The 12,155-nt window shown below is 66.5% G+C and carries 11 protein-coding genes; 5 read left to right on the top strand and 6 right to left on the bottom strand.

All coding sequences use genetic code 11. The features are described from left to right. Positions 1-16: 16 nt before the first annotated feature. Positions 17-265, bottom strand: a complete 249-nt coding sequence (locus tag ACQVDU_RS11335; protein ID WP_019182239.1) for a WhiB family transcriptional regulator — start codon at positions 263-265, stop codon at positions 17-19. Positions 266-486: 221 nt separating this feature from the next. On the opposite strand from ACQVDU_RS11335, the gene ACQVDU_RS11330 reads away from it, so the two are divergent. Then, positions 487-864: a histidine kinase gene (locus tag ACQVDU_RS11330; protein ID WP_443477167.1), complete on the top strand. Its 378-nt coding sequence runs from the start codon at positions 487-489 to the stop codon at positions 862-864. On the opposite strand, the gene bcp is transcribed toward ACQVDU_RS11330, so the two are convergent. From bcp to aroA, 3 genes are read right to left on the bottom strand one after another with little or no spacing between them, the layout of a single operon-like run. Further along, positions 861-1,328 (bottom strand): thioredoxin-dependent thiol peroxidase, encoded by a 468-nt coding sequence (bcp, locus tag ACQVDU_RS11325; protein ID WP_443477166.1) that lies wholly within the window; start codon positions 1,326-1,328, stop codon positions 861-863. The genes ACQVDU_RS11330 and bcp overlap by 4 nt on opposite strands. Before the next feature lie 58 nt (positions 1,329-1,386). Next, entirely contained in the window at positions 1,387-2,433 is a 1,047-nt protein-coding gene (gene rsgA / locus ACQVDU_RS11320) for a ribosome small subunit-dependent GTPase A (RefSeq protein ID WP_443477165.1), read from the bottom strand. Next, complete coding sequence (gene aroA, locus ACQVDU_RS11315; protein WP_443477164.1) at positions 2,430-3,794, bottom strand: 3-phosphoshikimate 1-carboxyvinyltransferase; 1,365 nt, start codon at positions 3,792-3,794, stop codon at positions 2,430-2,432. Before aroA ends, rsgA begins: the two co-directional genes overlap by 4 nt. Before the next feature lie 35 nt (positions 3,795-3,829). Here aroA and ACQVDU_RS11310 point away from each other — a divergent pair, with 35 nt between their 5' ends. The 4 genes from ACQVDU_RS11310 (at position 3,830) to ACQVDU_RS11295 (ending at position 8,581) form a co-directional block, all read left to right on the top strand. Continuing rightward, positions 3,830-4,468 carry a sigma-70 family RNA polymerase sigma factor gene (locus tag ACQVDU_RS11310; protein WP_443477163.1) on the top strand — a complete coding sequence of 213 codons (639 nt, stop codon included), beginning with the start codon at positions 3,830-3,832 and terminating at the stop codon, positions 4,466-4,468. Next, entirely contained in the window at positions 4,465-4,710 is a 246-nt protein-coding gene (locus ACQVDU_RS11305) for a zf-HC2 domain-containing protein (RefSeq protein ID WP_292711813.1), read from the top strand. Before ACQVDU_RS11310 ends, ACQVDU_RS11305 begins: the two co-directional genes overlap by 4 nt. Before the next feature lie 77 nt (positions 4,711-4,787). After that, a complete protein-coding gene (locus tag ACQVDU_RS11300; protein ID WP_443477162.1) occupies positions 4,788-7,286 on the top strand; it encodes a bifunctional lysylphosphatidylglycerol flippase/synthetase MprF in 2,499 nt (832 codons plus the stop codon). Next, on the top strand, positions 7,283-8,581 hold the full coding sequence (locus tag ACQVDU_RS11295) for an alpha/beta hydrolase-fold protein (protein WP_443477161.1): 1,299 nt from the start codon (positions 7,283-7,285) through the stop codon (positions 8,579-8,581). The genes ACQVDU_RS11300 and ACQVDU_RS11295 overlap by 4 nt, the downstream gene beginning before the upstream one ends. Before the next feature lie 36 nt (positions 8,582-8,617). Here ACQVDU_RS11295 and ACQVDU_RS11290 read toward each other — a convergent pair whose 3' ends face one another. Together ACQVDU_RS11290 and ACQVDU_RS11285 are read right to left on the bottom strand one after the other, a co-directional pair. Then, positions 8,618-9,505, bottom strand: coding sequence for a diacylglycerol kinase (locus ACQVDU_RS11290; RefSeq protein ID WP_363495966.1), 888 nt, complete (start codon positions 9,503-9,505; stop codon positions 8,618-8,620). An 8-nt stretch (positions 9,506-9,513) separates the two neighbouring features. After that, the coding region (locus tag ACQVDU_RS11285; RefSeq protein WP_443477160.1) for a multifunctional oxoglutarate decarboxylase/oxoglutarate dehydrogenase thiamine pyrophosphate-binding subunit/dihydrolipoyllysine-residue succinyltransferase subunit at positions 9,514-12,155 on the bottom strand (2,642 nt) is incomplete at its 5' end.

Here is a 12,155-nt window from a genome sequence, read left to right as displayed (position 1 = left end):
GCCGTACCCGACGCTGTCAGCTGGCGCGGCGCGCGCGTGCAGCGCGGCGCTTGAGGGCGCGGCGCTCGTCTTCGGAGAGCCCGCCCCACACACCCGAGTCCTGACCGGACTCCAGGGCATACTGCAGACAGATTTCGGTGACGGTGCACCGGGCGCACACGGATTTTGCCTTCTCGATCTGGTCGACCGCTGGACCCGTGTTTCCTACCGGGAAGAACAGCTCGGGGTCGACAGTCAAGCAGGCGGCCTTGTCGCGCCAATCCATAGGGGGTGCTCCTTGATGGGGAATGAGCATCGGGCCACGGGGCGGTCGGATACTCTATGAGGTGTACGAGAAGATGTCTCGTCCCACGACCTTGTGGGAGCACACGGCTTTACCCATCGTCCCACAGCCGTTCACCCGAATCAAGGGTTCATTCGTGAGGACGATGCAAGAACGCTATGAGCGGGCCGAGTGATCGGGAGGTCAATGCAGTGACGCGCTCGATGACTGCCGCTCGAGTGGCAGGCGGGATCGTGCTGCTGGAGGCAGCGGGGCTCGGCGCGCTCGCGGCATGGGAAACTGTTGCGGTCATCGCCGGCGATACCGCCGCGATGGACAGTGCGATTGCCCTGATCGTGTTGACGCTGGCCGGGGCTGCGATCGTCGCGGTGTTCGGCATCACGACGTGGCGAGGGCTGTCATGGGGTCGCTCGGGAGCGATCGTGACGCAGCTGCTGATCCTCGCCGTCGCCCTCGGCGCCGCAACAGGCCAGTACGCGCATCCGGTCACGGGCGTCGTGATCGCTATTCCGGCGATCGTCGCCCTCGTGATTCTGGTGATCGCCGTTCGCAGCGCGGCCCCACCGGCGCGGGAAGACTAGAGACCGAGCAGACCGCGGATTCGGGCAACGTGCCCCGTCGCCTTGACGTTGTACAGGGCGTGCGTGATGTCGCCATTCTCGTCGAGGACGAAGGTCGAGCGCAGCACCCCCTCTGTCATCTTGCCGTACATCGTCTTCTCGCCCCACGCTCCGTAGGCCTCGTGGACGGCGCGGTCGGGGTCGCTCAACAGGTCGTACGGAAGTGCGTCCCGTTCGCGGAACGCCCGGAGCTTGGCGGGAGCGTCGCGCGAGATGCCGAGCACCACGTACCCGGAGCTGCGAAGCGGCTCGACACTGTCGCGGAAGTCACAGGCCTCCGTCGTGCACCCCGGAGTCATCGCCTGCGGGTAGAAGAAGAGGATGACGCCCGTGCCCCGAAGATCGTGAAGCGAGACATCCGTCTCGTCCTGGTTCACGAGGGTGAAGTCGGGCGCAGCTGTGCCGGGTTCTAGACGCACTGTCATACTTCCACCCTAGAGCCGCGCGTTCCCCGCCGTGCCCTCGATAGCGCCGCGCCGGCGCTCAGGGGCGATCTGCGAACGTCGTGAGCAGACGCTGCAGCGAATCCAGCCGCGCTGCCGCCTCGGGCCCCAGACGTCCCGCTGCCACCGCCTCCGCGATGGCGCAATCGGGCGCATCCGGCAGGTGGGTGCATCCACGCGGACACTCCCGCGCAACCTCGGCAAGGTCGGTGAACGCCCGCAGAATGTTGTCAGGATCGACGTGACCGAGCCCGAAGGAGCGTACGCCGGGGGTGTCGACGACCCATCCCGTGCCCGAGGGAGCCTCGTAGCGCAAGGACACCGTCGAACTCGATGTGTGTCGTCCCCGACCGGTGACCTCGTTGACATGTCCCGTCGCCCGATCCGCGCTGGGAACCAGAGCGTTGACAAGGGTGGACTTGCCCACCCCTGAGTGTCCGACGAAGACGGTGCTGTGACCGACCAGCGCGGCACCGATCCGCTCGAGCGGCATGTCAGAGCGTGCGCTGGTGAAGACTTCGAGGTCGAGTCCCGCAAAGTGCGCCAGGAACTCCGCCGGGTCGGACAGGTCGGTCTTCGTGATGACCATCAGGGGGCGGATGCCGGCATCCAGCGCGGCGACAAGGTAGCGGTCGACCAGGCGTGGGCGCGGCTCCGGGTCGGCGGCGGCGATCACGATGAGCATCTGATCGGCGTTGGCGACGATGACACGCTCCACCTGATCGGTGTCGTCGGCGCTTCGCCGCAGGAGGGACGTGCGGGGCTCGATTCCGACGATCCTGCCGAGGGTTCCCTCGTCTCCAGAGATATCTCCCACAACCCGCACGCGGTCACCGGTGACGATCGCGGTGCGGTGCAGCTCGCGTGCCCGGGCGGCGGTCACCTGATGTTCGGCATCCGTGTCCTCGCCGACGAGCACCGTGTAACGGCCGCGGTCTACCGCCAGGACCCGTGCGATCTGCGCATCCGCGTGGCTAGGGCGGCGCTTCGTGCGCGGCCGGTTGGCTTTGGGGTTCGGCCTGACGCGAATATCGCTCTCGTCCATGCCGAGCTCATCGTCATCGTCGACGTCCCCGAGCCAGCTCACTCCGCGTCGTTCCCTTCGAGCATCGAGGCCCACAGCTGCGGGAACTGCGGCATTGTCTTCGCGGTCGTTCCGATGTCGTCGACCACGACGTCATCGACGGCGAGGCCGATCAGGGCGCCGGTGGTCGCAATGCGGTGATCATGGAACGCTTGCCACACCCCGCCGTGGAGCGGCTGGGGAACAACGCGCAGACCGTCCTCGAGCTCGTCGGCGGCGCCGCCGAGCGCGCGCAGGTTTCCAACGAGCGCTGCGATGCGGTCGGTCTCGTGGCCGCGGATGTGACCCACGCCGGTGATCGTCGTCGGCTCCGCGGCAAAGGCGGCGAGCCCGACGATCGTGGGTGTCAGCTCACTCGCCGTTGACAGGTCGATGTCGATGCCACGGATGCCGCGTCCCGCAGCGACGGTGAGGGCTCCACCACGACGCGTGACGCGGGCACCCATGTCGTGCAGGATGGTCCCGAGCATCGCCCCTGGCTGGGTGGAGTGCGCGGGCCAGCCTGTGATCGTGACGCTGCCGCCGGTGACCATGGCAGCTGCCAGGAACGGGGCGGCGTTGGACAAATCGGGCTCGATGGCGACGGTCTTGCCGCGGGGCGGCTGCGGAGGCACGATCCATTCCCGCGGGGAGGGTCTCTCGACGTGCACACCGCGATGCGCGAGGCATTCGATGGTCATGTCGATATGGGGCATGCTCGGCAGCCGCGACCCGGAATGGATGAGGTGGAGACCGGTGTCGAAACGGGGCGCCGCGAGCAGCATCCCGGACACGAACTGGCTCGAGGCGCTCGCGTCGATCACGACTTCACCGCCGCGGATGTGACCGTGCCCGCGCACGCGGAAGGGGAGTGCCCAGCGACCCTCATCATCGACGTCCACGCCCACGTCGCGAAGGGCCGTGATCATCGCACCCATGGGACGGTGCAGGGCGCTCTCATGCGCTGTAATTACGACATCACCGTCGGCCAGCCCCGCAATACCCGCGATGAACCTCATCACGGTCCCTGCCTGCCCACAGTCGACTGTTGCGCCGTGCATCCCCGAAGACGACGCACCGGCCGACCCTGCGCTGCCAGGAGGAGTCACGATCAGGTCGGGCCCGAACGGGCTGTCGCCCTCGACGGTGTCGATCTGGACGCCGAGCGCCTGGAGGGCTGCCACCATGCGTACCGAGTCGTCGGAGTGCAGTGGAGCGTGGAGGGTGCTCGGAGCATCGGCAATCGCCGAGAGGATCAGCTCGCGATTCGTCAGCGACTTGGATCCGGGGACCGCCAGACGGGCGGCGACCGCTTCCGCGGCGCGCGGAGCTGACCAGCCGGATTCTCCGGAACCGGTCGGGGTGGAATATCTCTCGCCGCTCATCGGTTCCTAGCCTAATGAGGGACGGAAGGAGCCCGATGACGATCGCTATGGCGCCGGACGTAGACTGGCGCGTGATGACTGATCAGGCCGAGGCGCCGGCCGACCCGCGCACCCAGTTTGAAGAGCAGGCCCTGCCGTTCATGGACCAGCTCTATGCGGCTGCGATGCGAATGACGCGCAACCCCGCGGATGCCGCAGACCTTGTGCAGGAGACCTTCGTCAAGGCCTACGCCTCCTGGTCGAGCTTCACACAGGGCACGAACCTGAAGGCCTGGCTCTACCGCATCCTGACCAACGCGTACATCAACACGTACCGCAAGAAGCAGCGGGAGCCGTACCAGAGCGCGATCGAGGATCTCGAAGACTGGCAGCTCGGCGGCGCAGAGTCCACGACCTCAACGCGCACGCGATCGGCGGAAGCCGAAGCGATCGACCACATGCCGGCATCCATCGTTAAGGACGCACTGCAGTCGATTCCCGAAGACTTCCGCCTCGCGGTCTACCTTGCCGATGTCGAAGGCTTCGCGTATCAGGAGATCGCCGACATCATGAAAACCCCCATCGGCACCGTGATGAGCCGTCTGCACCGTGGCAGACGGATGCTGCGGGAGCTGCTGGCCGAATATGCGACCGAGCGGGGCATCTCGGTCGCCGCCTCGAGGAGCGAGACATGACTGACTGCGGCTGCGCTAAGGCCACGCGGGACTTGGAGGAGTACCTGCGAAACGAGGTGTGCAAGACCGAGCACGCCGACATTCGAGAGCACCTTGAGCACTGCCCGGCCTGCCGCGAGGAGGCGCTCGTAGCGACCACTCTGACCGAGGCTGTCGCACGAGCGTGCAAGGAGACAGCTCCCGAGGAGCTGCGCGACCAGGTGATCTCGACGCTGCGTGCCGCACAGGCGGCTCATCACTGATCCACACGATCACCCTCCCCACGTCGAGCGCCTCGCTGTAGTGTTTCGGCGCGACAGTGTGAACGGGAGGTGCGCCGGTGGCGGCTGTCGAGCCTGCACGGCCCGATCTCGCTGCGCTCAGAAGCCTGAGCGTCGTCCGACGGTACATCACGGAACACCCCGTCGCGCTATCAGCAGCGGGCGTTGTCCTTGCATGCGCAGCTCTCACCGGAACGTTGTGGGGCGACGACGGATCGCTCTGGGGGGTGGGGCCGGTCGCGGTCTTCTCCCAGGGGCGCTGGTGGACGCCGCTGACGGCGATCTTCGTTCCAGATTCCGCTGTTGACACGATCCTCACGGTCCTGCTCGCGCTGACGGGCTTCGCGTACGCCGAAAGGGTGCTGGGCCGCCTCCGGCTGCTCTGGGTGACCGTTGCTGTTGCCCTCGCCGGCAACCTCGTCGCCACGGCCTTCCATGCCCTCCTGTGGACGGTGTCAGATCTGCGTCCCGTCGAAGCAGCAGAAACGCCGGTGCTCGACCCGGCAACGGCGATGGTCGGTGCGCTCATGGCTGCCTCGGCGCTGGCATCCGCCCTCTGGCGTCGCCGCATCCGGGTCGTCGGTTTCGCCGTGTTGGCCATGTTCGCCCTGTATGCCGGCGACACCGACGCGTGGTATCGCCTCGTCGCCGCCGTGCTCGGGCTCCTGCTGGGGCTGTGGCTCGTTCGCGGAACCCCGCGACGTTCCTGGCACCGATCGTCCACCCGCGAGACGCGCTCCGTTACGGCACTGGTCGTCGCGGTGACGGGCCTCGGTCCGCTCGCGGCGGTGCTGGCCGGCGGCGGACGCGGGCCGTTGTCGTTTGCCGTTTCGTTCTTCACCCAGTACGACGAGAACCTCGTCGATCTGTGCGCGACACGGTACAGCCCGCTCTGTGACCATCAGCTGGCTGTCGTGGTGACGCGCGGTGTCGGCCCGGGCCTGATGGCGCTCGTGCCGGTTGCCCTGCTGCTGGTCGCCGCCCTCGGCCTACGCCGTGGTCGGCGTTCTGCGCTCGTCCTGGCGGTTGCGGTCGAGGGGCTGATCGGTATCGTAGCGATGTGGTCCGTCATCGCGGGAACCGTCTCCGTCGGTCCCTGGGCCGATCCCACCTGGCTGGAATACGGGCTGTGGGCTATCGCCGCAATCGGGGTGTCACTGGCCATGGTCGTCGTGCTGGTCGCGCTGCGGCGATTCTTCCCCGTCCGGGCAGATCGTCGCGCGGTGGTGTGGTTCACCGGAACGGTCAGCGCCGCTCTTGCTGCGTGTGCCGCAACCCACGTCGTCGCCGAATCGATCTTCCGGCAGAGCTACGTTCAGCGTGTCAGCGTCACCGACCTTCTCGTTGAAACACTGCGCCGGTTCGTTCCGCCATCGTTCCTGCGCAATCTCGGGCAGCCGCCATACCCTACTCACGGTGCCGCGCTGCTGATCTACCAGTGGGTGGGCGTCCTGTTCTGGGCGGTCTTCATCGTCGCGATGCTGCGGATGTACCGGTTCCCGCAGCACGCTGTCGTCGCAGACGACGAGCACTATCGCCGGTTGCTTCGCCGTGGCGGTGGGACCCTCGGGTTCATGGGAACCTGGCGCGGAAACGACCACTGGTACACCGCCGACGGCACAGGAGCGGTGGCGTTTCGGCGGGTGGGCGATGTTGCCCTCGCTATCGCAGACCCGCTGTGCGCGCCCGGCAAGCGCGACCAGACGGTGCGGGGATTTGTTGATGACTGCGCAGATCGGGGATGGTCGCCGGCCTTCTACAGCATCCACGACGAGTTTCTGCCGATCTTTCGGGAGATGGGCTGGTCCTACACATCGGTCGGTGAGGAGACAGTGATGGTGCTTGCCGACCTCACACTGACGGGGAAGGCTTGGCAGAAGGTCCGCCAGCCGCTGACGCGGGCCGAGAGGGACGGGTTCGTTGCACTGTGGACGCGATGGGATGACCTCACTGCTGACCAGATCGCTCAGATCACAGAGATCGACGAGCAATGGGTCGCCGAAAAGGCCCTTCCCGAGCTCGGATTCACCCTCGGTTCGATCGAGGAGGCGAAGGACCCGGACGTGGCGCTGGTCCTCGCGGTCGATCCCGATGGGCGTATCCAGGTTGTGACGAGCTGGATGCCGTCGTGGCGATCGGGTCGACGCGTGGGCTGGACTCTCGACTATATGCGCCGCCGCGTCGACGGTCCCAACGGGCTCATGGAGTTCGTCATTGTCAAGACCGCACTTCGAGCCAAGGATGACGGTCTGGAGGTGGTGAGCCTGTCTGGCGCTCCGCTGGCGAGCAAGCCCGGTGTTGCCGCCGAGAATGACCGCACGCTGCTCGCATCCCTCCTCGAACAGGTAGCTGCCGCGCTCGAGCCGGCGTACGGTTTTGCGTCTCTCTTCCGCTTCAAGAGCAAGTTCCGCCCGGAATATCGCACGCTCTACCTCGCGTACAGCGACCCCGTGGAACTTCCGAGCATCGGAATGGCAGTCTTGCGCGCCTACCTGTCGGAGCCGTCGGCCCGCGAGCTCGTCGCGGTGGCCCGGGCCGGATACGGCGGTGACCGGTGAGACAGTGGTTCCTGACGCTCGAACTGATCGATAGCCCGATCCTCGGTGTCCTGTGCGCGATCGTCGTCGCGGTGGCCGTTGTCATCGTGTGGCCTGCTCCGAGACATCCGTGGCGCTGGCTCATCGCTGTGGTCGCTGGCCTCGTCGGCGGCTTTCTCCTCGCCCTGGCTGCCGAGGCTCTCGGCGCCTTTGACGGACCGTTGCCCGATCACGCAGCGCTGTGGATTGGCGGAGGTTTCGGGTTCGCGGTCGCTGGCCTCGTCGTCGCCTTCACCGGTCCCTGGTGGCGGCGTCTGCTCGCCGTCGTCATGGCTGTGGCGGCTCTGATGGCCGCAGCGCTCGGGGTGAACGCGTCCTATGGGCTGACACACACCCCGGCGGCAGTCTTTGGCATCCAAGCCTTGGATGACCTGCCGCTTCCCGCGCCCGCCACGTCGGCCGATGATCCCGCGGCGCTTTTCTCCACCTGGACGGCGCGCGCCGACATGCCGGCGACCGGTCGGGTTAGCGCCCTCTCGGGCGAGGACCGCATCCCCGCCGAGGGGTATTCGCCGAGGGATGCCGCGCTCTACCTGCCGCCTGCTGCCCTTGTCGCGAACCCGCCGAGGCTCCCCCTCATCGTCTTCATGATGGGTCAGCCGGGCACCCCCGATCCGACGAGTATCGCTGCTGCGCTCGACAGGTTTGCTGCAGCTCACAACGGGCTCGCGCCCATCGCCATCGTCGCGGACCAGCTGGGTGCCATCGATCGAGACCCGGCGTGTCATGACTCCGCGACGTACGGGGCTGTCTCAACGTATTTCACCACCGACATCCCCACGTGGGCAGTGGCACACCTCAACGTCACCGCCGATCGGTCTTTCTGGGTCATCGGAGGCTATTCGAACGGCGGGTCCTGCGCCTTCACGTGGGGGGCGCAGAACCCGCAGATCTGGGGAAACGTGATGGACATCTCGGGCAATGAGTATCCGGGATCAGAGCACGTCCAGCAGACCATCGATGAGGTCTTCGCCGGGGACGCCGCTGCATTCCAGGCTGCGTCACCCAGCGCGGCTCTTGCTGCTCACGCCGGTCAGTACGCTGGGCACGTCGCCGTGTTCACGCACGGCGATCAGGACACCGTGTTCGGGCCGGGTCAGGTCTCGAATGCAGCCCTGGCTTCGGATGCCGGGTTCACGGTTTTCTCCGACACCATTGCCGGCGCGGGACACGGCGGCGAGGCCCTTGACGCAGGCCTGGACTTCGCGCTTGACTCCCTCGCACCCCGTCTGGGCCTTGCTCCGCCCGCGGGCTGAGTGCTGTGCAGCGAAGACCGCCCCAGTCCATGTCCGCTACGGGACGAAGACACGAAGCGCCCGCGGTTCGACATCGATCTCCACCGGCAGCGGCCCGATGAGGTCGCCGTCCGCGTAGGCGGTGACGCCTGGCGCCCGAAGACGGACCGCCCGAGCGCGGTGCATGCTCACTTCTGGGACATCTCCGTGCGCTCCCCGGTACACGCGGGGGAGGAGGCGCAGAAAGCGCGCGCGCCGCGTGGGGCGAACCAGGATGACATCCAGTTCCCCGTCGGCAGGGTTCGCGCGAGGCGCGATCTGCACGCCCCCGCCGTAGCTGGTTCCGTTGGCAACCGCTGCCATCAGAAGAGGGCCATCGTGCCGCGTCACAGCGCCTTCGGCATCCGTCAATTCGAGCTCGTACGCGAAGCTGCGCAGTGCGACCAGCTCTCGGAGGATGGCGATGGTGTATCGCGACGAGCCGCGAGGCCACCGCATCCGATTGGCTCGGTCGTTCACCCGGGAGTCGAAGCCGCTCGCCAGGACCGAACCAAAGTAGACGTCAGGCTGGCCGTGGCGACGGATGCGTGCGAGGTCGATCTCCCGGGTCACTCCCCGCGCGATCGCGTCGGCAGCCTCGTCAGCGCGCATCTCTCGGATCCCGAGCATCTCGGCGAGGTCGTTACCTGTTCCCGCCGGGATGATGCCCAGCGGCGTCGCGCCGTGGGCCAAAACCTGCATCGCCAGGGACACGGTTCCGTCGCCGCCGACAACGGCCACGGCATCCGTGCCCCGCCGCACCGTCTCTTTCAGCAACTCCGTCGACTCGGCAGCACTGCCACCGCTGATCAGGGTCGCGCGGATGCCGTGCTCGCGCAGCCGCTCGGCGGCCCGATTCGCAATCGTGCCGCCCGTTCCGGCGCGAGCCGCCGGATTGACCAGCACGGTGACGTTCAGAGGGTGAGCGCCTTCTGCATGATCTCCGCCTGCTCAGCGGCATGCACCTTGGGGGAGCCGGTAGCGGTGGATGCTGCGGCGGCACGGGAGACGCGACGAATCGTGCGACCGTGCAGGTGCTTGACCACTTCGAGGGCGATGAAAGGCCAGGCCCCTTGGTTCTCGGGCTCGTCCTGCACCCACACCAACTCGGCGTTCGGGTACTCGTCGATGACGCGATTGAGGTCCTCGACCGGTGCGGGGTAGAACTGCTCGAGCCGCACCAGGGCGATCTCGGGGTTCGGGTTCTTCTCGAGCTCCGACTTCAGATCCCAGTGGATCTTGCCGGCATGCAGCAAGACGCGCTTGACCGCGCTCTTGTCGACTCCACGATCGTCATCGAGCACCGGCTGGAACCTGCCGCCCACGAAGTCTTCGACGGGGCTCGTCGCACCGCGAAGACGCAACATCGCCTTCGGCGTGAACACGACGAGGGGTCTCCTCGGGCGTGCGTAGGCCTGACGACGAAGCAGGTGGAAATAGGACGCCGGCGTCGATGGCCGCGCCACGATCATGTTGTCCTGAGCGCACATCTGCAGGTACCGCTCGATGCGAGCCGACGAGTGATCGGGGCCCTGTCCCTCGTAGCCGTGCGGCAGCAGCAGCACGACACTCGACTGCTGACCCCACTTCTGGTCAGCGGACGAGATGAACTCGTCGATGACGGACTGCGCGCCGTTCGCGAAGTCGCCGAACTGCGCCTCCCACAGCACGAGCGTGTCGGACCGTTCGACGGAGTATCCGTACTCGAAGCCCATCGCGGCGTACTCGCTGAGGAGGGAGTCGTAAATCCAGAAGCGTCCCTGCGACTGGGACAGGTTCACCAACGGCAGCCATTCCTGACCGTTGGCACGGTCGTGGAACACGGCGTGACGCTGCACGAATGTCCCGCGTCGCGAGTCTTGGCCGACCATTCGGACGTTCGTGCCTTCGACGAGGAGCGAACCGAACGCGAGGAGCTCGCCGAACGCCCAGTCGATGCTGCCGTTGCGGCTCATGTCCTGGCGCTTGTCGAGCAGCTGCTGCAGCTTCTGATGGACAGTGAAGCCATCGGGCTTGTTGACGAATGCGTCTCCGATGAGCTGGACGACATCGCGCGATACGCCCGTCGTTTCGGGCTCGCCGATGGTGTCGATCGAGCCGGTCATCGGTGCGCTCGCCACTTGGGAAGAACCGGTCTCGGCAGCGTGCGTCTCGGCGAAGGCCAGTTCCAGGCGATCCTGGAAGTCCTTCTTTGCCTGCTCGTACTGCTCTTCCGTGATGTCACCGCGGCCGACGAGCGACTCGGTGTACAGGCGGCGAACCGACCGCTTCGCCTCGATGAGGTTCGTCATCAGCGGTTGGGTCATCGAAGGATCGTCGCCCTCGTTGTGTCCGCGCCGGCGGTAGACGACCAGGTCGATGACGACATCGCGATGGAACCGCTCGCGGTAGGCGAAGGCTACCTGGGCTACCCGGACCACGGCCTCGGGGTCATCCCCATTCACGTGGAGGATGGGCGCCTGGATTGTCTTTGCGACGTCCGTCGCGTAGACAGACGTGCGGCCATCCTGCGGCAGCGTCGTGAATCCGACCTGGTTGTTGACGACGACATGCACGGTGCCGCCGGTGCGGTAGGCGCGCAACTGCGACATCTGCAGGGTCTCGACGACAACGCCCTGGCCGGCAAAGGCCGCATCTCCGTGGATGAGGATCGGCAGCCACGAGAAGGTTCCGATCGGCAGGCGGTCTTGCTTTGCCCGGGTGATTCCCTCGAGGACGCCGTCGACGGTCTCGAGGTGCGACGGGTTGGCTGCGAGATAGACGGGGAGCTTCTCTCCACCGTCAGCCACGAACGTACCCTCGGTCCCGAGGTGGTACTTCACGTCGCCGGAGCCACGCTTGGAGCCGATCGCGACGCGTCCCTCGAACTCGCGGAACACCTGGCCGTAGGTCTTGCCGGCAACGTTCGTCAGAACGTTCAGGCGCCCGCGGTGCGCCATCCCGATCGTGGCTCCGTCGAGCCCGGTCTCTGCGGCCCCCTGCAGGATCTCATCCAGCAGGGGGATGAGGGACTCACCGCCTTCGAGGCTGAATCGCTTCTGACCGACGTACTTCGTCTGCAGGAAGGTTTCGAAGGCCTCGGCCTCGTTCAGCTTGCTGAGGATGCGCAGCTGCTCGTCGTGCCCGGGCTTGGTGTACTTGACTTCGAGGTTCTGCTGGAACCAGGCCCGCTGCTCCGGGTCCTGGATGTGCATGTACTCGATGCCGATCGTGCGGCAGTACGAGTCGCGGAGGACACCGAGGACCTCGCGCAGCTTCATCGTGCGCTTGCCACCGAAGCCGTTGGTGACGAACTCCCGGTCGAGGTCCCAGAACGTCAGCCCGTGCGACTCGATTTCGAGGTCGGGGTGGGTGCGCTGCTTGTATTCGAGCGGGTCGATATCGGCCATGAGGTGGCCGCGGACGCGGAAGCTGTTGATCAGCTCCTGCACGCGAGCGGTCTTGTCGATCCGCTCCGCGATGTCGACGTTGATGTCGGCGTTCCAGTGAATCGGCGCGTAGGGGATGCGCAGCTCCGCGAAGATGTCTTCGTAGAAGCGGCGCTCGCCGATGAGCA

The organism is Microbacterium sp. F2 (assembly GCF_052274505.1).
GTDB lineage: Bacteria > Actinomycetota > Actinomycetes > Actinomycetales > Microbacteriaceae > Microbacterium.
The sequence above is the reverse complement of the archived record's forward strand: the minus strand, read 5'-3'. Positions and strand labels throughout refer to the sequence as shown.